This is a genomic window from Gordonia soli NBRC 108243, from assembly GCF_000334455.1.
GTDB lineage: Bacteria > Actinomycetota > Actinomycetes > Mycobacteriales > Mycobacteriaceae > Gordonia > Gordonia soli.
The window spans coordinates 33,733-59,598 of record NZ_BANX01000026.1; the positions used below are offsets into that span (position 1 = coordinate 33,733).

The 25,866-nt window shown below is 66.0% G+C and carries 30 protein-coding genes and 1 pseudogene; 20 read left to right on the top strand and 11 right to left on the bottom strand.

All coding sequences use genetic code 11. From position 1 onward, the window contains the following. Positions 1-145: 145 nt before the first annotated feature. On the bottom strand, positions 146-982 hold the full coding sequence (locus GS4_RS17085; protein ID WP_007622833.1) for a DUF4436 family protein: 837 nt from the start codon (positions 980-982) through the stop codon (positions 146-148). A 245-nt stretch (positions 983-1,227) separates the two neighbouring features. Between GS4_RS17085 and GS4_RS17090 the strand changes: the two genes are divergently transcribed. Then, positions 1,228-1,791 carry a dihydrofolate reductase family protein gene (locus GS4_RS17090; RefSeq protein ID WP_007622835.1) on the top strand — a complete coding sequence of 188 codons (564 nt, stop codon included), beginning with the start codon at positions 1,228-1,230 and terminating at the stop codon, positions 1,789-1,791. 16 nt (positions 1,792-1,807) lie between these two features. On the opposite strand, the gene GS4_RS25315 is transcribed toward GS4_RS17090, so the two are convergent. Beyond that, positions 1,808-2,257 carry an MBL fold metallo-hydrolase gene (locus GS4_RS25315; RefSeq protein ID WP_281169221.1) on the bottom strand — a complete coding sequence of 150 codons (450 nt, stop codon included), beginning with the start codon at positions 2,255-2,257 and terminating at the stop codon, positions 1,808-1,810. Positions 2,258-2,273: 16 nt separating this feature from the next. Continuing rightward, a complete protein-coding gene (locus tag GS4_RS17100; RefSeq protein ID WP_007622839.1) occupies positions 2,274-2,711 on the bottom strand; it encodes a MarR family winged helix-turn-helix transcriptional regulator in 438 nt (145 codons plus the stop codon). Positions 2,712-2,781: 70 nt separating this feature from the next. Here GS4_RS17100 and GS4_RS17105 point away from each other — a divergent pair, with 70 nt between their 5' ends. Next, positions 2,782-3,150, top strand: coding sequence for a VOC family protein (locus tag GS4_RS17105; RefSeq protein ID WP_007622841.1), 369 nt, complete (start codon positions 2,782-2,784; stop codon positions 3,148-3,150). Positions 3,151-3,180: 30 nt separating this feature from the next. Here the strand turns inward: GS4_RS17105 and GS4_RS17110 are convergent, their stop codons facing one another. Then, positions 3,181-4,419, bottom strand: a complete 1,239-nt coding sequence (locus GS4_RS17110) for an epoxide hydrolase family protein (RefSeq protein WP_007622843.1) — start codon at positions 4,417-4,419, stop codon at positions 3,181-3,183. A gap of 36 nt (positions 4,420-4,455) precedes the next feature. Here GS4_RS17110 and GS4_RS17115 point away from each other — a divergent pair, with 36 nt between their 5' ends. Further along, positions 4,456-5,028, top strand: a complete 573-nt coding sequence (locus GS4_RS17115) for a CGNR zinc finger domain-containing protein (protein ID WP_007622845.1) — start codon at positions 4,456-4,458, stop codon at positions 5,026-5,028. A gap of 63 nt (positions 5,029-5,091) precedes the next feature. On the opposite strand, the gene GS4_RS17120 is transcribed toward GS4_RS17115, so the two are convergent. Continuing rightward, complete coding sequence (locus GS4_RS17120) at positions 5,092-5,865, bottom strand: SDR family oxidoreductase (RefSeq protein ID WP_369403314.1); 774 nt, start codon at positions 5,863-5,865, stop codon at positions 5,092-5,094. A 27-nt stretch (positions 5,866-5,892) separates the two neighbouring features. Here GS4_RS17120 and GS4_RS17125 point away from each other — a divergent pair, with 27 nt between their 5' ends. From GS4_RS17125 to GS4_RS17140, 4 genes are all read left to right on the top strand, one after another. Beyond that, positions 5,893-6,264: a winged helix-turn-helix transcriptional regulator gene (locus tag GS4_RS17125; RefSeq protein WP_051989764.1), complete on the top strand. Its 372-nt coding sequence runs from the start codon at positions 5,893-5,895 to the stop codon at positions 6,262-6,264. 102 nt (positions 6,265-6,366) lie between these two features. Next, entirely contained in the window at positions 6,367-6,831 is a 465-nt protein-coding gene (locus GS4_RS17130) for a hypothetical protein (protein WP_007622850.1), read from the top strand. Continuing rightward, positions 6,828-7,142 (top strand): transcriptional regulator, encoded by a 315-nt coding sequence (locus tag GS4_RS17135; RefSeq protein ID WP_007622852.1) that lies wholly within the window; start codon positions 6,828-6,830, stop codon positions 7,140-7,142. Before GS4_RS17130 ends, GS4_RS17135 begins: the two co-directional genes overlap by 4 nt. A gap of 173 nt (positions 7,143-7,315) precedes the next feature. Further along, positions 7,316-8,074 carry an alpha/beta fold hydrolase gene (locus tag GS4_RS17140; RefSeq protein WP_007622853.1) on the top strand — a complete coding sequence of 253 codons (759 nt, stop codon included), beginning with the start codon at positions 7,316-7,318 and terminating at the stop codon, positions 8,072-8,074. A gap of 53 nt (positions 8,075-8,127) precedes the next feature. Here the strand turns inward: GS4_RS17140 and GS4_RS17145 are convergent, their stop codons facing one another. Then, the gene (locus GS4_RS17145; protein WP_007622854.1) at positions 8,128-8,790 is read right to left on the bottom strand and encodes a hypothetical protein; all 663 of its coding nucleotides are present in this window, start codon (positions 8,788-8,790) and stop codon (positions 8,128-8,130) included. Between the two features lie 172 nt (positions 8,791-8,962). Here GS4_RS17145 and GS4_RS17150 point away from each other — a divergent pair, with 172 nt between their 5' ends. Continuing rightward, complete coding sequence (locus GS4_RS17150; protein ID WP_007622855.1) at positions 8,963-9,424, top strand: flavodoxin family protein; 462 nt, start codon at positions 8,963-8,965, stop codon at positions 9,422-9,424. Between the two features lie 226 nt (positions 9,425-9,650). Here the strand turns inward: GS4_RS17150 and GS4_RS17155 are convergent, their stop codons facing one another. Further along, a complete protein-coding gene (locus GS4_RS17155) occupies positions 9,651-10,169 on the bottom strand; it encodes a putative immunity protein (protein ID WP_040510905.1) in 519 nt (172 codons plus the stop codon). A gap of 114 nt (positions 10,170-10,283) precedes the next feature. Between GS4_RS17155 and GS4_RS17160 the strand changes: the two are divergent. Beyond that, positions 10,284-10,565, top strand: a pseudogene (locus tag GS4_RS17160) (Pr6Pr family membrane protein); the annotation flags it as partial. Positions 10,566-10,614: 49 nt separating this feature from the next. Here GS4_RS17160 and GS4_RS17165 read toward each other — a convergent pair. Then, a complete protein-coding gene (locus GS4_RS17165; RefSeq protein ID WP_007622858.1) occupies positions 10,615-11,229 on the bottom strand; it encodes a class I SAM-dependent methyltransferase in 615 nt (204 codons plus the stop codon). Between the two features lie 84 nt (positions 11,230-11,313). After that, positions 11,314-11,745, bottom strand: a complete 432-nt coding sequence (locus tag GS4_RS17170) for a PPOX class F420-dependent oxidoreductase (RefSeq protein ID WP_007622859.1) — start codon at positions 11,743-11,745, stop codon at positions 11,314-11,316. A 177-nt stretch (positions 11,746-11,922) separates the two neighbouring features. Between GS4_RS17170 and GS4_RS17175 the strand changes: the two genes are divergently transcribed. Further along, positions 11,923-12,636: a cutinase family protein gene (locus tag GS4_RS17175; RefSeq protein ID WP_007622860.1), complete on the top strand. Its 714-nt coding sequence runs from the start codon at positions 11,923-11,925 to the stop codon at positions 12,634-12,636. 71 nt (positions 12,637-12,707) lie between these two features. Here GS4_RS17175 and GS4_RS17180 read toward each other — a convergent pair whose 3' ends face one another. Then, positions 12,708-13,145 (bottom strand): VOC family protein, encoded by a 438-nt coding sequence (locus tag GS4_RS17180; RefSeq protein ID WP_007622861.1) that lies wholly within the window; start codon positions 13,143-13,145, stop codon positions 12,708-12,710. A 220-nt stretch (positions 13,146-13,365) separates the two neighbouring features. Between GS4_RS17180 and GS4_RS17185 the strand changes: the two genes are divergently transcribed. The 6 genes from GS4_RS17185 to GS4_RS24890 all read left to right on the top strand — a co-directional run bounded on the left by GS4_RS17185 (position 13,366) and on the right by GS4_RS24890 (position 20,373). After that, a complete protein-coding gene (locus GS4_RS17185; protein ID WP_007622862.1) occupies positions 13,366-13,812 on the top strand; it encodes a Fur family transcriptional regulator in 447 nt (148 codons plus the stop codon). A 31-nt stretch (positions 13,813-13,843) separates the two neighbouring features. Then, positions 13,844-16,078, top strand: a complete 2,235-nt coding sequence (gene katG, locus GS4_RS17190) for a catalase/peroxidase HPI (protein ID WP_007622863.1) — start codon at positions 13,844-13,846, stop codon at positions 16,076-16,078. Between the two features lie 282 nt (positions 16,079-16,360). Then, positions 16,361-17,557, top strand: coding sequence for an alkane 1-monooxygenase (locus GS4_RS17195; protein ID WP_007622864.1), 1,197 nt, complete (start codon positions 16,361-16,363; stop codon positions 17,555-17,557). An 87-nt stretch (positions 17,558-17,644) separates the two neighbouring features. Further along, positions 17,645-18,964: a sensor histidine kinase gene (locus GS4_RS17200; protein ID WP_245555735.1), complete on the top strand. Its 1,320-nt coding sequence runs from the start codon at positions 17,645-17,647 to the stop codon at positions 18,962-18,964. A gap of 3 nt (positions 18,965-18,967) precedes the next feature. Further along, the gene (locus tag GS4_RS17205) at positions 18,968-19,594 is read left to right on the top strand and encodes a response regulator transcription factor (RefSeq protein WP_007622866.1); all 627 of its coding nucleotides are present in this window, start codon (positions 18,968-18,970) and stop codon (positions 19,592-19,594) included. Positions 19,595-19,716: 122 nt separating this feature from the next. Continuing rightward, a complete protein-coding gene (locus GS4_RS24890) occupies positions 19,717-20,373 on the top strand; it encodes a hypothetical protein (RefSeq protein ID WP_007622868.1) in 657 nt (218 codons plus the stop codon). A 37-nt stretch (positions 20,374-20,410) separates the two neighbouring features. Here the strand turns inward: GS4_RS24890 and GS4_RS26005 are convergent, their stop codons facing one another. Then, a complete protein-coding gene (locus GS4_RS26005; RefSeq protein WP_007622870.1) occupies positions 20,411-21,385 on the bottom strand; it encodes a MerR family transcriptional regulator in 975 nt (324 codons plus the stop codon). A 98-nt stretch (positions 21,386-21,483) separates the two neighbouring features. Between GS4_RS26005 and GS4_RS17220 the strand changes: the two genes are divergently transcribed. The 4 genes from GS4_RS17220 to GS4_RS17235 all read left to right on the top strand — a co-directional run bounded on the left by GS4_RS17220 (position 21,484) and on the right by GS4_RS17235 (position 25,841). Further along, on the top strand, positions 21,484-22,449 hold the full coding sequence (locus GS4_RS17220) for an alpha/beta hydrolase (RefSeq protein WP_007622872.1): 966 nt from the start codon (positions 21,484-21,486) through the stop codon (positions 22,447-22,449). Then, a complete protein-coding gene (locus tag GS4_RS17225; protein WP_007622880.1) occupies positions 22,450-23,322 on the top strand; it encodes an SDR family NAD(P)-dependent oxidoreductase in 873 nt (290 codons plus the stop codon). 33 nt (positions 23,323-23,355) lie between these two features. Next, positions 23,356-24,273 carry a hypothetical protein gene (locus GS4_RS17230; protein WP_007622883.1) on the top strand — a complete coding sequence of 306 codons (918 nt, stop codon included), beginning with the start codon at positions 23,356-23,358 and terminating at the stop codon, positions 24,271-24,273. 65 nt (positions 24,274-24,338) lie between these two features. After that, on the top strand, positions 24,339-25,841 hold the full coding sequence (locus tag GS4_RS17235) for a flavin-containing monooxygenase (protein WP_040510952.1): 1,503 nt from the start codon (positions 24,339-24,341) through the stop codon (positions 25,839-25,841). Positions 25,842-25,866 lie beyond the last annotated feature (25 nt).

The following is a 25,866-nucleotide window of genomic DNA, read 5'->3' on the forward strand; positions in this document are numbered from 1 at the left end:
TCGGACGCTTCGCACATGGTTGCGGAGACTCCACAAACTCAGCACCACCGATTCTCAGGATATTCTCTGTGGCCGCGCGATGGCGGCATGATGACCAGTTCGACCGCCGGCGACGAGGGGCCTGTCGCGGTGATAGCCGCCGATATCACGGAGCCTGCCTCCACCAAGCGATGACGTAGATCGCCAGCGAAGCAACGAGCCCGCCGAGAACCCACAGCACCACCGAGTAGTCGACCCACGATCCGAACGGAGGCGCTCCCGGGAAGATGTTGCGCAGCGGCAGCACTGCGAACAGCATCACCGCAAACCACGTCACCATCGGCGGCTGAAACGCCTTGCGGCGACGGATGGTCTGGATCGATACGAACAGTGTGCAGATTGGCAGGATCACCAGCATTGCGCACAACGAGAGGTCGAACATCAGGGACCCGACCGTCCGTGACGATGTGATCGTGAATGCCTGTCCTCCGGTGGCATCGCCGCCGTCGGCCCGGATGTTCCAACCGGCGATCGAATCGGTGACTGCTACCTCCGCCGGCAACTCGACATCGTTCGGACCGAACGCGCGCACCGTCTCCGGCTCCGATACGTATTGGTCGAACGGCCAGAGTCGGATGTCGCCATCGGTGTACAACGAGACCGGCAGAACTCCTGGCCGTGTACCGGCGGCGAACTTCAACTCAGTCGGCGAGACAACCGGCGAGATGTCGATCGTCAGATCGTCTTTGAGGTCTCCCCTGGCGTCGAGCAGATCGGCACCGGGATATACCGACAGGTGGCCGCCGACCTCGAAGGCTGCACCGTCCACAGAATCGATGTCGAGGTACACCAATACCCCGTTCGCGGCTGGTGAACGCGTGTCCGGCTCGTCACCGGATCCATCGGCGGCATAGACCGCCAACACGATCGCATAGACGATGAGCAGGCCGATCACAATCGCCGCACCCCTGAGCCACGCCCGCCGCCTGCCTGTCTCAGCCATACGCGCGCCTCCACGAACATCACCATTGGGCGGCCGGGAACGGCGCCGGCTGCCGGTGAGTGTATCGCTACCACTCAGCCGCGGAGGGGATCTGACAGCCGTCTCAACTCCGGCCGGTCGCCTACTGCACTCCCCTACGCCCGCGCCGGGTGCGTCCACAGAGTACCCTCGCCGCACGCAGGCACCGATGAATTCTGTCCACCAGGGTGGTCTGTACCTCGACCACAACTCTCGGGAGGCAGACCATGAGCCCACTCTCCTTCGGCATGAACGTGAGCCTGGACGGCTACATCGCCGGGCCGGGCGACGACATCGGCTGGAGCGTTCCGAGCGACGAGTTGTTCCAATGGTGGTCGGACCGAGTCGCCGCCACAGGCACCGCGCTGTACGGACGCAAACTCTGGGAGACGATGAGTTCACACTGGCCCACAGCCGATCAGCAGCCCGGCGTGACGCCGGCCGAGATCGAGTTCGCTCACCGATGGCAGTCCATGCCCAAGGTGGTGTTCTCAAAGACCGACAGGCAGGTCGACTGGAACACTCGACTCGTCACCAGCGACGCGGTCGCCGAGATCGCACGACTCAAGGCCGATGACGGAGGACCGATCGACATCGGTGGTGCAACGCTCGCTGCCACCGCCATGCAGGCCGGGCTCATCGACGAGTACATCCTGGCGACCGCACCGGTCCTGGTCGGCGGTGGCACCCCCTTCTTTGCGGCCCTGGACAACTGGGTGAACCTCAACCTCGTCGAGACCCGAACATTCCCGGGCGGTGTGACACTCACGAGGTACGAGACCCGGCGCTGAACGTCAGGCTCTCAGGTCAGGCCCACTCTGCCCACAGTTCGGGCTGAAGCCGAAACCCGCCGACATGGGCGAGTACCCGGGTCAAGCCGGGATACTCGGTGTGCCCGCCGGCGATGACCAGACGTTCAGCAACCGCACGTTCCAAGAAGGCGGCCCGGGTGTCGGCAGCAGCATCGCTGTCCACATCGAAGACCATCCCCGTGGCGCAAGGTCGCGGCCCTTGCACCGCCGGCAGATGAACGAGGTCGCCCACTACGTACACCGTCCGATCCCCCGCGGATACGACGACGCCGCTGTGCCCTGGAGTATGGCCGACAAGCGGAGGCGACCGGATGCTTAGGGCGAGGTGCTCTTCGCCGGCGAAAGTGGGAACGCTCATCGCGATGGACCGAAGAGCACGCCGACGAGATCGCCGGATTCTCCCGACGACCGGTGCCCTCGATGCCGACAGCGACGACCGCGGCATCGCCTGGAGCCCACAGTCACTCACGCAGTGAACGGACCATGCTGCGCAGTAACCGCAAGGCAGTCGCCTGCTCGTCGTCGGAGAGATCGGCCAGCATCCTGCTCTCGACGGAATGCACTGCGACGGTGGCCTGTTCCAGGCTTCGACGACCTCGCGAAGTGAGTTGCGTCGGAAGCACCTTGCCGACCGGAGCCTCGGCCGGCCGTGACACATAGCCATCCCTCTCGAGGCTTCGCAGCAGCACATTCATCGACTGACGGGTGACAAACGCTCCCCTGGCGAGTTCGGAGTTCGACAGACCTGGACGCTGAGCGAGCAGTTCCAGGCATGAGTAGTGCGTGACAGTCATGTCCAACGGCCGCAACACGTCTTCCATTGCACTCCGCAGAGCACTGGACACCTCCTTCACGAGGTATCCGAGGGAGGTGTCCAGATCGACGCCGTCTTGACTCATGTCAGTATTCTGACATAGATTGTCCGTGTCAGTAATCTGACACACCAAGTCGCGACAACGAAGGAGCACCATGCCCGCCACCGGCCCCGACTTCATCTCACTGCAGGTACGCGATCTTCCGGCATCGCAGGCCTTCTACGAAAAGCACCTCGGGTTGATCCGCTCGCAGGCGGGTCCCCCGCACGCAGTCGTCTTCGACACCGCGCCGATCGCGTTCGCCGTTCGAGACGTCATCCCCGGCACCGACCTCGACAACGTCCCGCAACCGGGTGTCGGGGCCGCGATTTGGCTGCACGCCAACGACGTCCAGCAGATTCACGACTCATTGGTCGCCGACGGTCACACGATCGTGTCCCCGCCGATCGACGGCCCATTCGGTCGAACGTTCACGTTCACCGACCCTGACGGCTATCACGTCACCCTGCACGACCGCGCCTGACCCTGCCGGATCGACGGCCGGCGCACACCCTCATCGAGTGGCCGCCATGACCGCCGCGAGCCCTTCCCGGACATCCGAGACGAAGTCCTCGGGAAGCTCCAGCGATGGAAAGTGTCCCCCGCGGTCCGGTTCGCGCCAGCGGACGATCTGGCGGAACCGTTCCCGAGCCCACGGACGCGGACTCTTCTCGATGTCTCGCGGATACGTGGTGATCGCCGACGGAACGTCCACGCGCAGTTCGGGATCGAGAGAATTGTGACTTTCATGGTAGATGCGCGCTGATGAGGCGCCGGTGCGCGTCAACCAGTAGAGGGTCACATTGTCGAGAATGCGGTCCCGAGAGATCGTCTCGAGCGGACTGTCCATGGTGTCGGTCCACTCCGCGAACTTGTCGAGAATCCACGCCAGCAGGCCGACCGGTGAATCGACGAGCGAGTAGCCGATGGTCTGCGGTCGGGTCGCCTGCTGTTTTGCATACGCGGCACGGTGGACCCAGAATTCGCGCGTCTGCTCGGCCCACTCGCGCTCGGAGCTGGTCAATCCGTCGATCGACAGACCGGGAGGCGCCTGCGCAACGGTCGTGTGGATGCCGAGGACGTGCGCGGGAAAGCGGCCTCCGAGAATCGTGGTGATCACGCCTCCCCAATCGCCGCCCTGTGCCAGGAATCTCGGGTAGCCGAGCCTCGTCATCAACTCCACCCAGGCACGTGCGATCTTCTCGGTACCCCACCCGGGGACACTCGGCTTCTGGCTGTGACCGAAGCCGGGTAGCGACGGGACCACCACGTGGAACGCCGGCGCACCAGGGTCGCTCGGATCCGCGAGATCGTCGACGACGTCGCTGAACTCGGCGATGCTGCCGGGCCACCCGTGGGTGATGATCAGCGGTGTGGCGTCCGCGCGCGCGGATCTCCGGTGCAAGAAGTGGATCGCGAGGCCGTCGATGACCGTCTGGTACTGGCCGATCGCGGCAAGTCGCGTCTCGAACCTCCGCCACTCGTAGTCGTTCTGCCAGTACTCCACGAGGTCGGCAAGATCGGCGAGCGGGACGCCTTGGTCCCAGCGCCTCGGGTCGGGAGCGGGCCGGTATACCGTCTCGCGTTCGGGCCATCGAGTCTCGGCCAACCGTACGCGGAGCTCGTCGAGCTCGCCATCGGTAGCGCGGGAATCGTATTCGAGAACATCGGTCGATTGGTTCACAGTCGTCGCCACCTCGCAGCCGTCGTCACCCGGCTCTGCCTTCAGAACCGTCTTAGATGGTTCTAGCATCACGAACCGTCATTGACAACCGGCTAAGGTGGTTCCATGCGTGATCGGCAGCCTGAATTCCGCCTCGGCAGCGTGTTGGCAACCAGCTTCACCGGCACCCTGTCGGAACGTCACGGCGTGCCCGTCGAAAGAATCCCGACACCGCAGCGACTGATCGACTGGCTCGACGTCTACGACCTGAACGTCGACTCCTGCACCGCAGGACAATTGGACCTCGCTCGCGAACTCCGCGAATCGATCCACCAGACTGCGACCGCCGCCGCCCAGGGCGACGACCTCCCCGCCGCCGCACTCGAGATCGTGAACACCTGCAGCACTCGTGGACGCGCCACGGCCGTCTTGTCCGACACCCGAGAACGACGCTGGCAGCTCAGTTCGAGTGCGCGCGTCGAAGATGCGCTCGGCGTCATCGCGGCCGATGCGATCGCCATCATCGCGGGTGAACGGGACGGACGGCTTGCGCTTTGCGCGTCGCCGACATGCCAGGCGGCGTTCTTCGACACAAGCCAGAGCCGATCCCGCCGGTGGTGCGACATGAACACCTGCGGCAATCGCCAGAAGAAGGCCCGCTTCACCGCGAATCAGCGCGCGAAGTCAGATCGCCGATGACGATGACCTCGGCGGCAGCGGGCCGCAACCCGCGAGATAACCGCTGGCTCGCCCACCCTCGGATCAGGAGGCGAGATAGTCACTCCCGCCGACAAACACGCTGATCGCGGTAGTGCCCGCACGCGTAGCCTCGTCGGCGACAGCGGACGCGAACTCATTGACCGTCGGGAGTGGTGCGACGTCACGACGAGTTCCGACGGCGTCGGGATCGCGCCGCTCCAGCAGTCGGACGATCATCGTCCCCTCGATCATGTCACCCGACACCACCGAGACCCCGATGCCTTTTCGGGCGAGACCCGCTTGTCGTTCGCGAATCGCCTTCTCCCCCGCGCTCTTACTCGCAGCCACCGGCCCGTAATCGGCCGGAACTTCGTGAGTGCCCACGAAGTGAGCCTGATGACTGGTGACGAACACGACCCGGGACCCTGGGCGCAGAAGCGGCGTCATCGCTTCGACGAGAGTCACCTGGGCGTCGCGATTGATGCGCATCGGATAGCCCGCATCGGCGCCACGTTCGAGACCGCCGGAGGCATTCAATACCAGCGCATCCAAGCCGCCTGTCAATTCGCTCACTCGCGCAACCAGCGCTGATAACGATCGAGGCTGGGTGATGTCGGCACCGATCGCAGTGGCGACCCCTCCTCGCTCCTGGATCTCGGCAACCAACGATTCTGCGCGAGTGCGCTTCACTCGATAGTTGACCAACACATGGTGTCCGCGGGAAGCCAGAGCTCGCGCTGTCTCAGCGCCCACCCCGCGCGCCGCTCCGGTCACCAAGATGACTCGCCTGTCCGCCACTCGCACGCCCATCGCTTCTGTTTTCGAATCACTTCTCATTTCGAAGCACGAGTATGCTGGTTCGAAATGAGAAGCGCAACCGTGGCGAATGACGCCGATGAACCAGAGGCCGGCATCTACGCTGCGATGGACCTACTCGGACAACGCTGGATTCTCCGCGTCATCTGGGAACTGGAACCCGGCCCGCTCGGGTTCTTGGAACTGCGCCGACGAATGGGCAACTGTTCGTCGAGCATGCTTGCGGATCGACTGGCGACCCTTACCCAGGTTGGTCTCGTCGACAAGCACCTGGACAAGTCGTACGAACTGACCCCAGGTCGTGGCACCGAACTCGGCGCGGTCCTGGAGAACCTGTGGCAGTGGGCCGACGCCAATGCGACGAGACTCACCGGTGCGCTCAGATCCGAAGCCGGCGAGAATGCTCGCCGGCGGCGCTGAGGTCCACATCCTCGGCAACTCCACCTTCTTGACTTTCCTACTGGGAAAGTAGACACTACTGTCCAAGTAGGAAACACATTGTCGTCATGTTGGGAGAACGCAATGGCCGACGTAACCCCTGACCAGGCCGCGGATGCCTTGCGCACCATCGACTCCGCACGCCGGCATGTCACCGCCGAGATCGGACTGCCGCGCACGTACTGGTGGGCTTTGGCGACCGCCTGGCTAATTCTCGGCATCCTGGCCGACTTCGCGCCGGCTTGGGCAACCACGGTCGCGACAGTAGCTTTCGCGCTCGGCCATTCGATCGTGGCGTCGCGATTGCTGGACGGTCGGCGGCGCAGCCACGGCCTCCGCGTCGATCGAGGCCTCGCGAGCCGTCGGATCCCCGCCCTGATGGTGGGCATACTGCTCGGATTCGTGGTCGTGACGATCGGTCTGGCGGTGGCGCTGCAGCTCGACGGGGTACATCACCCCGCGACGTGGGCGGGCGGCCTGGTCGCCGTGATCGTCGGATTCGCCGGTCCGGAGATCCTCGCGGTCACGCGTCTATGGGCCCACGCATGACGATTCCGCGATTCGACGAGCTGATCCATCCGAGTACCCGTCTGACACTGGTCTCGACACTGGCTGCGGTCGAGTGGGCGGAGTTCGCGGCTCTTCGGGATCGCTTGGAGATGTCGGATTCGGCACTGTCGAAACAACTCTCGACGTTGGAAGAAGCCGGATACGTGCTCTCGGAACGCCGCTCCAACGGCAGACGTAGAACTGTCCGCGTCCGACTGACCGACGACGGGCGCGCCGCTTTCGACGGACATGTGGCGGCACTGCAAGCAATTCTGGAGGCCGCTCGGGCGCCCATATCCGTCGACGATTGAGCTGATCGAAACGCTCACCCCCTCGCCGATAGGCGAACCACGCCTCGCTGACCGACTGCCGAAGTCAAACGCCCGCGATGAGTTCCGGCCGCTCAGAAGGTCAAAGCTCCGAACGACCGAACCGTGGCAACCGAACAACGCGCCGCACGCCGTCGCACGAACGGAGACTTCCGATGACCATCGACATCCATCACGAGACGCACGGCTTGCCGAGCGAGGCGACCCCGCTGTTGCTCATCCACGGCGGCGGGTCGACCATCGGGACCAATTGGGGCCGGTTCATCCCGATGGTCGCGCCCAGTCGGCAGATCATCGCGGTCGAACTGCAGGGCCATGGTCACACCGCCAGTCATCCGGAGCGGACACCATCATTCGAGAACTCGGCCGATGATTTGGCCGCGCTGCTCACCCGACTCGATATCGGACCCGTCGATGTCCTCGGTTTCAGCAACGGCGGGAACACTGCGATGCGACTCGCGATGCGACATCCAGGGCTCGTCCGGCGGCAGATCATCGCGTCGGCGCTGTTCCGGCGCGACGGCATGATCGACGGGTTCTGGGATGGCTTCGCGGCGCCGGACATCTCTCAGATGCCCACGGTCTACCTGGACGCCGATCGGGCCATCAATCCCGACGATCCTGAACATCAACGTTTGCTCTTCGAGCTGGACGTGCAGCAGATGAGCAACTTCGCCGATTGGGCCACAACCGAATTGGCGCAGATGCGGATCCCCACGTTGGTCATCGGCGCCGATCGTGATGTGGTCCGCACCGAGCACACCGTGGAACTCGCAGTGCACACTCCCGACGCGCGGGTTCTCGTCGTCCCTGGGAACCACGGCGACTTCCTCGGCGAGGAGTTCGCCGCCGACGATGACACCGCACTGCGTCGGACACTCCCCTGGTTGATCGACTTCCTCGACCAGCCGTAGGGCCGGACCTACGCGTCAGGCAGTGAGTCGACCAGGCGCGTCACACGCGGACGTCACCGACGGGTCACCACCGCCGGAACCCGACGCCGCCCCTCCATCGGCTGGTATCGCACGTCGACGCGATCACCGACAGCCACAGAGCCCTCGATGGTCTGCGTCGTCCAGCGAGTTCTCCCGTCGGCGCCGGTGAACTGGACGGTGGCTCTGGTGACGGGACGGTAATCGATCCAGAATCCGCTGACCCGAGTCACGCGGCCCGATGTCGGAACACCGTTGCGCGCCACGATCGCCATCGAACGACGGCGTGCGGACCAGAAGTGATGCAGTGCAAAGACAGCGGCGGTCGAGACCCCGCCGATACAGACGAACACGATCGACTCCGTCCTGGGCCTCACCCCGACGACCATCGCGTGCACGATCTCGGCGACGCCCAGTGCAACGAACATCGAGGTCGTCGGTACCAGGGCGCTGCGTAGATCGACGGCATCGTCCGAGCCGCCGAAGGCAACCAGAAACGTGCCGCCGAGCATGAGGCCCAACGCAAACGTCGAGACGACCGGAACCACCCAGGGAGAGCTGTCGACGCCTACGCCGTCGGTGAGGGACCATCCGACGATCAGCCACAGGACTGCGGAGACTCCCCAACTCACCCACGGCAGCAGCGCACGGAAGCGCGGTCGATTCCACCATCGACGACTCGGATTCACCAACGTCACGGCCGGTTCTCACCTTCCTCACCTGCGGCCGACGGCTCTGCCGCCGACCCTCGCGATCCTAGTTCGCCGATTCACGGTCACCACGCCTGGACCTGGAGTTCCGGACTGGTGTCACACATCGTCCACACGTGGTGTCTGTAGGAGCGACACCATCGACACGAAAGGACTGTTAGTGAAATCGATCATCGTCACCACCTCCCGTTCTCCGCATGGCAACACCCGCCGGATCGCGGACGCGATCGGTCGATCCCTCGATGCCGAGATCGTCACGCCGACACAGACGTCGTCTTCATATCTCGACGACGCCGAACTCGTGGGATTCGGGTCGGGGATCTACTACATGGGATTCGATCGTCGGTTGGTCGAGTTCATCGCGGCGCTACCGGAGAAGCAGGGTCGACGCGCGTTCGTGTTCGCAACCAGCGGGCTGCCCGAACCCCCGTTCCGTCGCTACACGAGAACGATCGGTCGGGCCTTGGAGCACAAAGGCTTCGAGGTCGTGGACACATTCGTGTGCCGCGGCCTCGACACGTGGGGCCCGTTCGGCGCAGTCGGTGGCGTGAACAAGGGGCATCCAGCCGCCGACGATCTCACCGAGGCCCGCGAGTTCGGCCGCCGACTCGCCGGCGGCTGAGATCGGGAATCACGCCCTGGCCCAAGTGATCGTTGATCGCGGGTGCCGGTCGGTTCGGGCGAGATTCAACGCGTCCGGGTCCGCGGCAGCCACACCGCGTCGGGCGTCACAGCGGGTGCGGGTTCGCTGCCAGTCCTACCGTTCGCTACCAAACCCTTGGTAGCGAACGGTAGTTCTGGTAGCGAATGCCGGCCGGGCCACTGCGGATCGGGTCGAGGCTTCGCGATCACGGGGTGTCGAACACCGACCAGCAGATGCTGTTCCGGCGATGCTGGTCGTCGATCACCAAGTCACGGATACCTGACGGCAGTTGCTCACGCTGCCACTGGCATTCCCGGTGTCGAACGGCCTCGACCTGGTCCCGTGGAGCTGCCGCACAGGCAGCTTTGATCGCATACGCGGCCGCTCCGAGGTCGTGCTCGGGCACATGGGCGACCACCGCCGCTTGCCCCGCCGCGTAGGCGGCGTGACGGGCCGCCCCGCGCAAGTCGCGTGCCGCAGCCATCGCGTGACCACCGGCCGCGCGCGTCGGCATCATCGTCGCCTCTCCCCTCGCCCACACGCGGATCGCGTCGATCGCGTGTCGTGGTCGAGGGTCATCGGATCGCTCCTGCTCGAATAGGTCTAGGACGTGTTGGGCACAGGTCGCCGCCCAGAGCGCGAGCAGATGGTGATCGGCGTCGGTCAGCGAGCCGCCACGGCGGATGGTGACCAACCTGGGGTCGCGCTCGGTCGGCAGGATCACCGACCCGATGTTGTCAGACCGCCGCAGCCTCCGATGCGCAACGGGACCCAAATTGCATGCGGCGTGTCCGTATTGCAAATCACCTCGAGGTGCAAAAATCGCTTCGTGACCGCGAACTGGCGGATCCTGGTGCGGTCACGCCGACTGCCTGAACGCAGTTGGTTGTCGTGGCTCGCGATCCCCTTCGTGTACGAGATCTACACGCTCATCCGCGGACCCATCGTCGACTGGTACCCCTACCCGTTCATCGACCCGCGCCGCCAAGGCTACCTGTCGATGAGCATCACGCTGGTCGTCGTCTTCGTCGGGATGGAATTGATGGCATTCGGTGTCTACTGGCTGGTTACGCGTGGCCGCGATGCGAAACGCCGCACGGACCCATCGGCGATCACCTGATCGACGGCGGTGCTCGCCGGCCCCGCCGTGCGCCCGACGGCGCCACCGGTCAGATCGTCTTCCGCCAGACGATGGCGTACCGGAACATCGGCAACTGCCGAAAACTCGCTCCGGGCAGGATAGATCCCGCCGCCGAGCGGACGTCGCGATAGCTGTGCGGCGGCGGCCACACCGTCGGTGCGTCGTGCTCCCAGAGCCCGCGTCGCCAGGAGTACCACCGGTGTTGGACAACGCCCCACAGACTCATCGCGATCTCCCTGGGCCGGGTGGCCTTCGCCAGACCGATGATGACGACCACACCGCCCGGGTTGGCTAGTTCCGCATATCGGAGCAGGGCGGCCTCGAGATCGGGCAGATGATGCAACGTCGCGACCGAGGCGACGACGTCGAAGGTCTGATCGAACCGATGGGACATGACATCGTCGGCGATCCAGTTGATGTCGGGGTGTGCCACACCTGCCTCAGCCGCTGCGGCATCGAGCACCCGTGTGTCGCAATCGATCGCGGTGACATCTGGCAGTCGACGACGCAAATCGACCGCCAGCAACCCGTTGCCGGTACCCACATCCAAGGCGCTGCGCGCACTCTCCGGAATCGCTGACAGCACCACAGAGTGGTAGTGGATGTTGTGATTCCACCTCGGTCGTCCGGGCGCGGGCGTCACCTCGCCGAGCCTAACGTGCTCTGCCGGCGGTGGTCGTGGGCAACGGGCAGGCGTCGTGGTCGGTGACCATGAGGGCTGAACCGACTAGCGGAGCTTCTCCCCGTACACGCGCTCGATGTGGAGGGTCATCAGCACCCGACGGTCGGAGACCATCACCGATCGGTACTCGTCCCAGTCCGGGTGTTCACCCGCACCCCGGCGGTAGTACTCGACCAGTGCATCCACCTCGGGTCCGTCGGGCTCGGTCCCAGGCCCGGTCAGAGTGACCGCACCCTCGGCGGTCGCCCACGTGTATCCGTCCGCGCTGGTGAACTCGACCGCGGCCCGGGGGTCGCGACGGAGGTTCACGGTCTTGGCCCGGCCCGCGGTCATCGACACCAAGACGGTGTCGGCGTCGCGGTCGTAGACGGTGGTCACCGGTGAGAGCTGCGGGAGTCCGTTCGCCCGAATCGTCGCCAGGATGCCCAGCGAACTGTCGGCGATGAGGGTGCGGGGGTCATATGTGTCGTCGGCCATACCGGGGAAACCTCGCCGCGGCCGGGGACATTCCTGGCGAGGTCGCAAAATATCCGGCGTGACGGATCGTATCTACGCTGGTGAGAGGGGGGATCAGTGGTGTGGTCGGCCTGATCACCAGGTGAACCCCACGCATCAGGCCCTCGGCTGGACAGACCGTCCCGTAGAGTGCGACGCATGATCAAGCGCCTCTTCGTAGTCCTGGCGGGAACGGCCATGCTCGCGGCCGGATCCGCTTTCTCTGTCACCCAGCATGCCGAAGCAGCCCCAGGATGCCCCGACGTGGAGGCGATCTTCGCCCGCGGCACGGTCGAGCCGGGTGCACCACTCGGATTGACCGGAGCGGCATTCGGTGAGGCTCTGCGTAATCAGCTCCCCAGCAAGTCGGTGAATGTTCGCGCCGTCAACTACGAGGCGAGCGCCAACTTCAACAATCGCCTCGCCTTCGCGCACTCCGTCATCGACGGCATCGAAGACGTGCAGGCCCGTGTGAAGAGCGTGGCCGCCAAGTGCGCGAAGACGAAGATCGTCCTGGGCGGCTACTCGCAGGGTGCGGCGGTTGTCGGCTACTCCGCGAGTGACGGCATCAAGGCGCTGGGTCAGTACGCCCGCTACCAGGCAGACGTGCCTCCCGCCCTGTCCGCAGACCTGAGCCGACGCATTGCCGCGGTCGTCCTCTTCGCGCCGCCGTCGGATCGGTTCCTGCGTGACGGCGGGGCACCGGCTCTGCGCGTGTCGCCGAAGGTCGCCAACCGCACCGTCCGCTACTGCATCCCCGGCGACAACATCTGTAACGGCGCGCCGCTTGCACAGCCGAACGGCCTGCATGTGCTCTACACCGTGAACGGTGACGCCCTGCGGGCTGCGCAGTACGTGAAAGCACGCGTCTGATCTGAACTCACGATGAAGGGGCCCTCGACACGAGGGCCCCTTCGTCGTTTCCAGCCCGCGGTTTCCGACTGTCAGTCCAAGCAGAACTCGTTGCCCTCCGGGTCGGCCATCACGATCTGGCCCGCCGACAACGGCAGCGCGGGTTCGAAGCGCTCGAGACGGGTCGCACCCGTAGCGACCAAACGCTCGGCGACCTGCTCGAGCGCCGCCATCCGCTCGTCACCCTCGAGTCCCGGCGCTGCCCGCACGTCGAGGTGGACCCGATTCTTGGCAGATTTGCCCTCCGCGACGCGCTGGAAGAAGATCCGCGGTCCCGCACCCGTGGGGTCGACGACTGCCGAGGCGTCGTTGTGGCGCTCGGGTGGGATGTCGAGGGCCAGCAACCCCTCGGGCCAGGAGTCGAAGCCCGGTGGTGGCGGAGCGATCTCGTAGCCCAGCAGGTCGGCCCAGAACGCAGCCAGGGCAGCCGGGTCAGCGCAGTCGAATGTCACCTGTATCTCGGTCGCCATGTTCGCGTTCCTCTCGTGATCGCCGTCGGAATCCACTCTCGCATCGATCGAGGTCAGCCTGTGTCCGCATTCGTCGAGAGTCGGCAACCGCCGCGCAGCGCCCCGTCGTAGATGACCCGCCAAACGGGATGGCGCAACCCTTTTCGTTGCTGTTCGGTGAAACTTGATCAATTCCAGAAAAGCGCTGCGTCGAGCGCCAGCCATGACTAGGGTTGGCCTCGTGGCATCGTCGGCAGATCACGCGGGACAGCTTCGTGCCGCCGATCTGCGTGTGACGCGCCCACGCCTCGCGGTCATGCAGGCGGTGCACGAAAACCCGCATGCCGACACCGACTCGATCTTCACATCGGTGCGCTCCGGTCTGCCCGGCGTGTCCCGGCAGGCGGTGTACGACGTGCTCGGGGCCCTGACACTCGCAGGACTGGTGCGGCGGATCCAGCCCGCCGGCCACGTCGCCCGTTATGAATCGCGGGTGGGCGACAACCATCACCACATCGTCTGCCGAGTCTGCGGTGTCATCGCCGACGCCGATTGCGCGACCGGCGAGACACCGTGCCTGAATGCTCCCGACGATCATGGCTTCGTCCTCGACGAGGCCGAGGTCACCTTCTGGGGCACCTGCCCGCAGTGCACATCAACGACGCCCTCAGCCCGATCACATCCGTGATCATCAGCCCGATCAACCCGAAAGGAACGCTGTGACCTCCGATAGTCGTCCACCCAATCCCGATGAAGGCACCCACAGCGCCAGCGAGAGCGAGAACCCGGCGATCCCGTCGCCGACACCCAAAGCACATGCGCCGCTGAAGAACCAGGACTGGTGGCCGGAGCAGATCGACCTCTCGGTTCTGCATGCTCATGACACGAAGTCGAGCCCCTTCGGCGCCGACTTCGACTACCCCACCGAGTTCGCGAAGCTCGACCTCGACGAGCTGAAGGCGGACGTCGAGAAAGTGCTCACCACCTCCCAGGACTGGTGGCCCGCCGACTACGGCCACTACGGCGGCCTCTTCATCCGTCTCAGCTGGCACGCGGCCGGCACCTACCGCACCTTCGACGGACGTGGCGGCGCGGGTGAGGGCGCGCAACGATTCGCGCCGTTGAACAGCTGGCCCGACAACGCCAACCTGGACAAGGCCCGTCGACTGCTCTGGCCCGTCAAGAAGAAGTACGGCAACAAGGTCTCCTGGGCCGACCTGCTGGTGTTCTCGGGCAACGTGGCCCTCGAGTCCATGGGTTTCCAGACCTTCGGCTTCGGGTTCGGACGCCCCGACACGTGGGAGCCCGAAGAGGTCTTCTGGGGACCGGAGGACACCTGGCTCGGCACCGACAAGCGCTACTCCGGTGAGCGTGAACTCGCCAAGCCCCTCGGCGCGACCACCATGGGTCTGATCTACGTAAATCCCGAAGGACCGGAGGGACAACCGGATCCCGTGGCCGCGGCGCACGACATCCGCGAGACCTTCGGCCGCATGGCGATGAACGACGAGGAGACCGCCGCCCTGATCGTCGGTGGCCACAGCTTCGGCAAGACGCACGGCGCCGGCAACGCCGACCTCGTCGGCCCCGAGCCAGAAGGAGCACCGATCGAGCAGCAGGGTCTCGGTTGGAAGAGCGCTTACGGCAGCGGCAAGGGCGAGGACTCCATCACCAGCGGGCTCGAGGTCGTGTGGACCAAGACCCCCACGCGGTGGAGCAACGGGTTCCTGGAGAACCTGTATGGCTACGAGTGGGAGCTCACCAAGAGCCCGGCAGGCGCGTGGCAGTACACCGCCAAGGACGGGGCAGGCGCCGGGACCATCCCGGATCCCTTCGGTGGCCCGGGCCGCAACCCGACGATGCTCGTCACCGACGTCTCGCTGCGCGAGGACCCGGAGTACGCGAAGATCACCCGACGCTGGCTCGATCATCCTGAAGAGCTCGCCGAGGCTTTCGCGAAGGCCTGGTACAAACTGCTGCATCGCGACCTCGGGCCGGTCACTCGCTATCTCGGCCCATGGGTTCCAGCCGAACAGCTCTGGCAGGACCCGGTACCTGCAGTCGATCACGAACTCGTCGACGGCGAGGACGTCGCCGCGCTCAAGGCCACGGTGCTCGAGTCCGGCCTCACCGTCGCCCAGCTGGTCGCCACTGCGTGGTCGGCTGCGGGCAGTTTCCGCAGCACCGACAAGCGCGGCGGCGCCAACGGCGGACGGCTCCGTCTGGAGCCCCAGAAGAGCTGGGAGATCAACGAACCCGAACAGCTCGCGTCCGTGCTCGGTGTCCTCGAGCAGATCCAACAGGACTTCAACGCATCCGCTTCGGGCGGTAAGAGGATCTCGTTGGCCGATCTCATCGTGCTCGCCGGCGCTGCCGGCGTCGAGAAGGCGGCCAAGGACGGCGGGCACGATGTCACCGTCCCGTTCACACCCGGCCGCACCGACGCGACACAGGAGAACACCGACGTCGAGTCGTTCGGATTCCTCGAGCCACGCGCCGACGGCTTCCGGAACTACTCCCGTGCGGGTGAGAAGGCGCCGCTGGAGCAGCTCCTGCTCGACCGCGCGTACCTGCTCGACCTCAGCGCACCGGAGTTGACGGTCCTCCTCGGCGGTCTCCGTTCGATCGGCGCCAACCACGGCGGCAGCACCCACGGCGTACTCACCGACCGCCCGGGCGCGTTGACCAACGATTTCTTCGTCAACCTGCTCGATCTCGGTACCGAGTGGAAGTCCGCGGGGTCCGGGGAGAACGTGTACGAGGGAGTCGATCGGACGTCGGGTGCGACCAAGTGGACCGCGACCGCGGCCGACCTCGTGTTCGGTTCGCATTCGCAGCTCCGCGCGCTGTCCGAGTTGTACGCGCAGGATGACTCGCAGGCCAAGTTCGTCGCCGACTTCGTCGCGGCGTGGGTCAAGGTCGCCGACAACGATCGGTTCGACGTGAAGAACTGACTCGGCACGCATCACGACGACGGCACCCCCGCGGGACACCGCGGGGGTGCCGTCGTCAGTTGCGCCGGAATGTGCTGGCACACGCACCGGCTCACCTGCACCGGAACGGCTGTGACATTCTGCACTCCCACGCGACTTTCGGCGTGAGCATGCCGCCCGGTAATCTTTCGAATGGGGAAAGAAATCAACGCGATCTGCCGCATCACGGCAGGTGGATCGTGATGGGCAGATCATGTCGTCGACGACGGAATCGTCGACAACTGTTCTGCGGGGTGGGAAAACATGAATATCGGGGGGGATCTCTGGCGAGACCCGAAAAGACACTTCTGGTTGTGCGGAATCGTGATTCCGCTCAGCCCGTTCCTGTCGTGGGTTCTCGTTCATTATCTGAAGCTCGGAATCTTCTGGGCCAGTGGCGCTTTGCTCGTGGGCGTGATCATTCCGATCGTCGACCGGTTCACCGGCACCGATCGGAGCAGTCCGCCGGAGGAAGCGATGGCGGCGTTGGAAGACGACCGCTTCTATCGGTGGTGCGTGTACCTGTACCTGCCGATGCAGTACGCGGGGCTGGTGTTCGCATGCTGGGTGTGGACGACCGCCTCGATGGGGACGGCCGAACGCCTGGGTCTGGCACTGACCGTCGGCGTGGTCGCCGGTGTCGGGATCAATGCTGCACATGAGTTGGGCCACAAGAGGACTCGACACGAGCGCCGTCTGGCCAGGATCGCTTTGGCACAGTCCTGGTACGGCCACTTCTATGTCGAGCACAACCACGGTCACCACCTGAAGGTGGCCACGCCCGACGACCCGGCGAGCGCGCGGTTCGGCGAGACGTTCTGGCATTTCCTGCCGCGGTCGGTGTTCGGGGGTCTGCGGTCGGGATGGCGGCACGAGTCGGCCCGACTGAATCGGCGCGGCCAGCTGCGCTGGGGTCTTCGCAACGACCTGGTGCTGGGCTGGCTCACCAGTCTCGGACTGTTCGCTGCGTTGGTCGCGGTCTTCGGATGGCAGGTCGCGCCGTATCTGGTCCTGCAGGCGGCGATCGGCGTCGTCCTGCTCGAGACGGCCAACTACATCGAGCACTACGGACTACTGCGCGAGACGACTCCGCGCGGCCGGTACGTTCGGGTGTCACCGCGACACAGCTGGAACAGTGATCATGTGTGCAGCAACGCATTCCTGTATCACCTGCAGCGACACAGCGATCACCACGCGAATCCGATGCGGCGCTATCAGACATTGCGCTCGGCCCGGGAGGCCCCCCAGCTACCGGCGGGGTACGCGGCGATGGGATTGCTCGCCTACATCCCTCCGGTGTGGCGTCGCGTGATCCATCCGCGCCTGCTCGCCCACTACGACGGCGACGTGACATTGGTGAATCACGGTCCCACCCGTGCCCCTCTGACGCAGCGCATCGCCGGTCCGTTACGGCGTCCGGCCCGGCGAGCGGACTCCGCGGGAGTAGGCGCAGCGTCGTGACCTGGTCTGGGGGTGGTGTCAGCACCACCCCCAGAACTACAGCGCACACCAGTGATCGCGCGTGGACATCGTCATAGCGTCGGCGGCATGATGACAGAACCCATGACGATCGAACCCGACGCGCCACCGACCATCACCACCGAAACCGGGCCGGACACACCGGCCGGGCAGCCGCGTGCTCCCTATCGCAACGCGTGGCTCGCGATGGCCCGCAACCCGGTTCGGTACCTGTTGTCCTCGGATCCGTGGCGCGCGCTGACCCATCTGGCCGTGTCCCTGGTGCTCGGGTGGATTCAGTTCGGCCTGTTCATCGTCATCATCCTCCTGCCGTTCGCGCCCGCGTGGTCGTATGTACTCGCCAAGCTCGAGCGTCGACGGGTCGCACTGCTCCGCCTCGCGCCGATCGCCGACCCCCACCGGACCCTCTACTCGCGCGGCGTCGCCGCCCACATCGGCGACCGCCTCGCCGAGACGTCCACATGGCGTGAGACCGGCTACTCGCTGATCCTCGCGGCAGCCACGCCGTTCCTGTCGATCGGCCTCGTCGTCCTGGGGGCGGCGGTCGGAGGGACCATCTTCGCGCCGGCCTTCACCGACACCGATCCGATGATGTTCGGCGGCTGGACGATCGACACCCCGGCCGAGGCGTGGACCGCAACCGTGATCGGCATCGTGTTGCTCATCCCCGCGGTCTATCTGTGCGCCGCCGTCTCGGCGATCCTCGCATCGCTCGCCCAGGCGCTGCTCGGGCCGCGAGAGGAAGAACTCGCCGCTCAACTGGCCGACGTGCGTGCCTCGCGCGGAATCCTAATGAACTCGTTCGAGGGCGAACGACGTCGGATCGAGCGCGACCTGCACGACGGACCGCAACGAGACCTTGTCGCGTTGTCGATGCAATTGGGCGAACTCCAACTCGCCGTCGACGACGACGATGTCCGCACCCAGGTGATCGCGGCGCAAGCCCGCGTGGAGGGTGCACTCTCGGGCCTGCGCGACACCGTGCGCGGTGTCTACCCGCAGGTGCTCGACGATCACGGGGTGACGGCAGCCCTGATCGAACTCGGTCGCGGTCCGCTCCCCGTGCACGTGGTGCCGCAGGGCTCGTGGCACCACACCCGACGATTCACCCCCGAGGTCGAGAAGGCGATCTATTACACCGGTAGTGAAGCGGTCACCAACGCGACCAAACACGCGCGCGCGCATGCCGTCACCATCTATCTGAGCGAGGACGACACGACGATCTCGATGGAGATCGTCGACGACGGGATCGGTGGCGCGACGACCGATCGCGGGTCGGGACTGTCGGGTCTGGTCGAGCGTGCCGCAGCCGTCGGTGCGCGACTGGACATCGACAGCCCACAGGGTGGACCGACCGTGCTGCGCTGGTCGAAGACCAAGGAGCTGTAGCGGGTGCGGATCGTGGTGGCCGAGGACTCGATCCTCCTCGCAGAGGGGCTGACGCGAATCCTCGAGAAGGCCGGGCACGAGGTCGTCGCGACCGTGACCGATGCCGACACGCTGCGCCGCAGCGTCGGTGACGACGTCGATCTCGTCGTCACCGACGTCCGCATGCCGCCCGGTCACGGCGACGACGGACTCCGTGCGGCACTCGAGATCCGCACCGTCCGACGAGAACTCCCCGTCCTGGTGCTCTCCCAGTACGTCGCCTCGGCATACGCTCGCGAACTCCTGGACTCCGGCGGCGCGGTCGGGTACCTGCTCAAGGAACGCGTGGGACGGGTCGCCGACTTCCTCCGGGCGATCGCGACGGTGGCCGAGGGCGGCGTGATCGTCGACCCGGAGGTCATCAGCACGATGCTGCGGACCTCCGTGCTCGACCGTCTGACACCACGGGAGCGCGAAGTCCTCACCGCGATGTCGGAGGGATTGTCGAACACCCAGATCGCAGTGCGCCTCACCGTCTCCGACGCAGCGGTCGCGAAGCATGTCGCCAACATCTTCACCAAGCTCGATCTGCCGCCGGAGGAGGGCAATCGGCGGGTGCGGGCGATCCTCACCTATCTGGCAGAGCACTGACCGGCAGTCGGATCAGGTCGCACCCGACGTTCTTCCGCTCCGAGTCCCTCCTCCCGCCGCGGACATGACGCGGAGGGACGAGTTCGGGGCGGAAGGACGCTGTGCGACATAGGGTGTGCACCATGGTGTCGCACGAGGTCCGTCGGCTGCGATGGATGTCGGCGGGCTTCGGGGTCGGTTCGGTGCTCTTCGCCACCGGTGCCGTGTTGGCGACGACGCGGATCGACAACGTGACCAACGGCGTCGTGTACGCAGTCGGTGCCGTGCTGTTCACGGCAGCGGCGGGAGTGCAGTGGGCAGAGGCCATCGGCCATCACCCACGTCATCCGTTGCGTGACGCCGACTGGCTCGGTGCAATCGTCCAGCTCGTCGGAACCGTCTACTTCAACGTCATGACCATCCGCTCGGTCGTGCAGTCGATGGCACTGTCGGAGCCCGACTATTCAGCGATCTGGCGTCCGGACGCGATCGGTTCGGTGTTGTTCCTGGTGTCGAGCTGGATCGCGTGGCATCCGGTCGCTCGCCGACGACGTCACCACCTGCTGGCCGGACGGTCGCGGCTGATCTGCGTGGCGAACATGCTCGGCTCGATCTTCTTCGGCGTATCCGCGGTCGGGGCCGCGCTCGATCCCGACGGTCACCTGCTGAGTCCCTTCTGGGACAACGCGGGGACATTCTTCGGTGCCATCGCATTCCTGGTGGCCGCGCTGGCACTGTGGCCTCGCGGGGACGAAGCTGCCGACACCGAGGTCGGTTCCCGCCGCGCCCGCAGTCACTGACCGACCTGCAGCACTGACCACTGACCGACCCGGCGTCTCAGCCCGAGGCGGCGTCGCGCTCGGTCGAGACCCTGTTCGGATCATCGGTGACCTCGACAGACTCATCGACCGGGTCGGACCGGTGGCCGGCGTCGTCAGGCGAATGTGCGTCGAGCACTTCGCGGATCGCCGCACGCATGGTCACGCTCAGCGCAGCGGTGGCGAGCGCCCGGAGCCGGAGCACGGCCGTCACCAGGCCCACGAGGTCGGCATCGCCGATGGTCTGGTCGTCGGGGATACCGCTGAGGTCGACACCCGACTGCACCGCGGCGCGGCCCAGGTCGGTCAGAACCGGCGCGAAGCGCTCGGCGATGTCGAGCACGGCCGAGGGCGGCACACCACCATCGACGAGAGCAAGTAACGGCTCGACGAGTTCCGGCGCGCGCACCCGCACCTCGCCGGTGGCCTCGGGGCCGCCGGCAGTGTTAACGGAGTCGTCGACGAGCAGGCCGAGATCGGCGAGTCGGGCCAGTTCGGCCGGGCCGAAGCCGGCGTCAGTGAACTCCGACCGGCTGATCATCTGGTGGGTCCCGTCTGCCCAGGCGTCGGCGACCTCGGTCTCGACACCGAGGATGTCGGACAGCTGGCGGCCGTCGCGCAGAGCGGTCAGCATCTCGTCGATGTGGGCGGACGTGTACCCGCGCTCGAGCATCGAGCCGATGAGCTTCAATCGGCCGAGGTGGTCGTCGGAGTACAACGCGAGACGTCCGACGCGCCGGGGCGGCGGAAGCAGTCCGCGCTCTCGATAGGCGCGGACGTTGCGGGTGGTGGTCCCTGCTGCCCGCGCCAGCTCGTCGATCCGGTACTCGGTCGGCGGTCGCTCACCGCGTGCCTGGCGCACGGCGGAGTCGACGAGGCGGGTGACGGTCGCCTCGACCTCGCGGGACTGTCGTCCGACGCGGGCCGGGCTGCGCACCGCGCGCTCCAACGCGGACACCAGCACGGCGCGGTTGGTCTGCGTGGGTCGTGGCATCAGCTTCTTCCCGGGATGATCAGGGCCTTGTCGCGTCAGCATACGACACGACTGTTTGCGCCATTGACAAATGGCACAGTTACTGGTGTTGTCGTGACATGCCTTCGGTGTCGTGCAGGTCACAGTTCGTCGCGGCGACTTCCCGTCTCTGGCTACGTCCGCTCGCGACAGCGCTGCCCGCGAACCGGTTCGGCGTCGGGATCGCCCGCGGCCTGGTCGCCGTCTCGATGCTGGCGGGATCACCGCCGCCGCGTCGGGTACGCGTTCAGAAGATCCGAACCCCACACGTCCGTGGCGAATGGGTGCGCGCAGGTAGCGGGGACACGCGCCGGCTCGCCACCGCCGACGGGCACGTCATCCTGTACGTCCACGGCAGCGGATACGCGATCTGCTCCCCCGCAACGCACCGTGGCCTCGTCGCCCGCCTGACCCGACAGACCGGCATGCCGGTGTTCACCGTCGACTACCGACTTGCCCCCGAACACCGGTTCCCGGCGGCCGCCGACGACGTCGCGGCCGCGTATGAGTGGCTGATCTCCAGCGGCCATCGGCCGGATCGCATCTTCGTCGTCGGCGATTCTGCCGGCGGCCATCTCATCCTGGATCTGCTGGGCGAGAACCTCCGGACCGGGCGCGGGCAACCACGGGCCGCCGTCCTCATGTCCCCGCTCCTCGACCTCACGCTCGGACTCGCCGCCGAACGCGAACGGACGCATCCGGATCCACTGATCTCCGCCGAGGCCGCGGGTCGACTCGTACGGCATTACACCCGCGGCCAGGCGGACGATCTGCCTCGTCTACGACTCACCCTCCAACACGGCCACGACCTCCCGCCGGTCCTCATCCAAGTGGGCGGCCGCGAGATGCTCCGCGCCGATGCCGAAGCCGCGCACCGACTCATCACCGACGCCGGCGGCGTCTGTGAGCTGCGGGTCTGGCCCGGTCAGATCCACGTGTTCCAGGCGCTCCCCGCACTGATCCCCGAAGCGCGTCCGGCGCTCGCGGAGGCGGTCGACTTCATCGCCAGACATGGTTCCACCGACCCACTACAGAGGAGTGCCTGAATGTCCCGACGAACCAGAGGAGCACACGCCGTGGTCACCGGCGCGGGCAGCGGCATCGGCCGTGCCTTCGCTCTCGAACTGGCCCGCCGCGGCGGCAACGTCATCTGCGCCGACATCGACGTCGACCGCGCAGCGGGGACGGTCGAGATGATCGGACAGTTGCCGGCGGGCCGCGCAACGGCCTTCTTCTGCGACGTCTCCCAGACCGACGACATCGATCGCCTCGGTGCGTTCGCCCGCGAGCACTTCGGTGGGCCGACGACGCTGATGATCAACAACGCGGGTGTGGGGATCGGGGGCCGCCCGGTCGGTGAGATCGGCGTCGACGATTGGCAGTGGGCTCTCGGCATCAACCTCTGGGGCATGGTCTACGGCTCCGAGGTCTTCGTCCCTCAGTTACGAGAGGCGGGATACGGCGGACTGATCAACGTGGCATCGGCGGCCGCCTTCGCCGCCGCCCCTGGGATGGCTGCCTACAACGTCGGCAAGGCCGGCGTTCTGGCGCTGTCGGAGACGATCTCGGCCGAGCTGGCAGGGACGAAGCTCGCGGTGACGGTCCTGTGCCCGACCTTCGTCAAGACCAACGTCGCCGCGGACGGACGGATCACCGGCGAGGCGATGAACCTGGCGCAGAACCTGATGCGTCACACAGGTGCCGACGCCGACCGGGTGGCCCGACGCACCCTCGACGCCCACGATCGCGGACGACTGCACGTGGTGCCCCAGATCGACGCCAAGGCGGTCTGGTTGGGCAAGCGGCTGGCGCCCGGCGCCTACACCTACGGTGCCGGTCTGCTGAATCGCTTACTCCCCCAGGCGACGTCACCGACGACCGAGACGGCCGACGCGGGCAGCGCCGCGCGGACCAGCTGAACCACGAACGACGACACATCGAGGAGGTACACCATGGCCATCGTGCTCGAGGACATGCTGCAGACGATCAAGGACCGCCAGTGGGCGCTCGCCGACATCGATTGGGATGCGCCGGGAGCCGAGATGATCACCGACGAACAGCGGCCGAAGCTGAAGGCCTTCATGGCCGATCTCGTGTGGATCGAGAACGTCGGCGCACGCGGATTCGCGGCGCTCGCGAAGAAGGCACCGGACGAGACGCTGGCAGAGATCTACCGCTACTTCCACGCCGAGGAGCAGAAACATGCCAACGCCGAACTCGCGTTGATGCGGCGGTGGGGCATGCTTGCCGACGACGAGGTGCCCGAACCCAACATCAACATCCGACTCGCCATCGAATGGCTCGACACCTTCGCCGACCGGATGTCGTTGTCGGTGTTGGGCACGGTGATCCCGATGCTGGAGGTCGCGCTCGACGGCGCGCTGCTCAAATTCCTCCTCGAAGAGGTCCACGACCCGGTGTGTCACGAGGCATTCCGCAAGATCAACTCCGACGAGTCCCGCCACCTGGCAGTCGATTTCCACGCCCTGGACATGTTGGGCCAGGCGAAGCTACGCAAGCTCGTCATCGAGTCGGTGGGGTCGGTCGTCTCGCCCGGTGTGCTCATCGGTGCGCTGATGTATGTGCCGCTGTTGAACAAGATGCGCGACAACATCGTGGCGATGGGTCTGCAGGAGGAGCGGCTCTACGAGGCGATGAAGCGCTTCAAGCGCAATGGAGAACGAGGAGCCGGCCGACGAATCCTCACCTACCAGGTGCTCAAAGTCCATGCCGGCTGGGTGATCGACCGTTCCAGCCCGTACCACCTGTTCGCGGATGCGATGGTGACCCTCACCGATCGGTATCCGCGGCGTCTGCTGCGCGCGCAGCCGACGTGGTCCAAAGAATTGACGTACGAGGCGATCGCGTGACCGCGGGCGACTCCACCGCCGATCCCGTCACCGACACCTCGGGGGCTGCCTCCGTCGCCGACCGGGTGGTCTCGACCGTCATCATCGGTGCCGGCTTCGCGGGCATCGGGACCGCGATCCGGCTACGCCAGTCGGGCGTCGACGATCTGGTGATCCTCGAGCGCGGCACACGGGTCGGCGGGACCTGGCGGGACAACACCTATCCCGGCGCGGCCTGCGACATCCCGTCGCGTCTCTACTCCTACTCGTTCGCTCCGAAACCCGATTGGTCGCACACCTATTCACGGAGCGAAGAGATACTCGGCTACATCGACGCCATGGTCGCCGACCATCGGCTGGCCGAAGTCATCCGGTTCGACCACGAGGTGACCGGCCTCGAGTTCGACGAACCGACCGGGACCTGGCGCATCGACATCACCGGGCGCGCACCGATGGTCGCCCGCACCGTCGTGATGGCATCCGGCCCGCTGTCCACACCCGGCTACCCCGACATCCCCGGGATCGACACCTACGAGGGGAAGCGGATCCACTCGGCGGCGTGGGACCACGACTACGACTTCGCGGGCAAACGTGTGGGCGTCATCGGTACCGGGGCGAGTGCGGTACAGATCGTCCCGGAACTGGTGCGGGAGGCAGCCGCGGTGACCGTCTTCCAACGAACCCCCGGCTGGGTACTCCCCCGGCTCGACCGTGAGGTGGGGGCCACGACGACCTCCATCTACCGCCGGGTCCCGGGTGCCCAACAACTCGCGCGGGCGGCCTGGTTCTGGGGCCACGAGTCGGTGGCGGTCGGCGCCGTCTGGACCTCACCGGCCACCCGTCTGATCGAGATGGCGGCGAAACTCAACCTCCGTGCCCAGGTCTCCGACCCGTGGATGCGCCGACAGCTGACCCCCGACTTCCGCGCCGGCTGCAAACGACTCCTGATGAGCAGCGACTACTACCCTGCGCTGCAGGGTGACAACTGCTCGTTGGTGACGTGGCCGATCGCGAAGATCTGCCCGTCCGGGGTGCGCACGGTGGAGGGCATCGAACGCCACCTGGACTGCATCGTGTTCGCGACCGGGTTCGAGGTGTCCAAACAAGGTGCCCCGATCCCGATCACCGGCCGCGACGGTCGAGACCTCGGATCCGAGTGGTCTCGAGGCGCATTCGCGTACAAGAGCTTCGCGGTGTCCGGATTCCCCAACATGTACTTCACCTTCGGCCCCAACTCCGGTCCCGGCCACAACTCCGCGCTGGTCTACATGGAAGCGCAGATCGACACGATCGTCGCCGCGGTCCGGGTCGTCCTCGACCGCGGGATCAAGGCCCTCGACGTCCACGAGCCGGCACAACGTCGCTACAACGCCGACATCCAGCGGCGCCTACGGCGTACGACGTGGAACTCCGGCTGTCGTAGTTGGTATCTCACCGACGACGGATTCAACGCGACGATGTTCCCCGGCTTCGCGAGCCAGTTCATCGCCCAGATGCGGGGCGTGGACTTCAGTCGCGACTTCCGGGCCCTGCGATGGGCGGACGAGTCGGACGACGCGCCTGCGCGAGAGGCCGCAGGCGTGCACTGATCGCAATATGCTCACGAGGCAACGT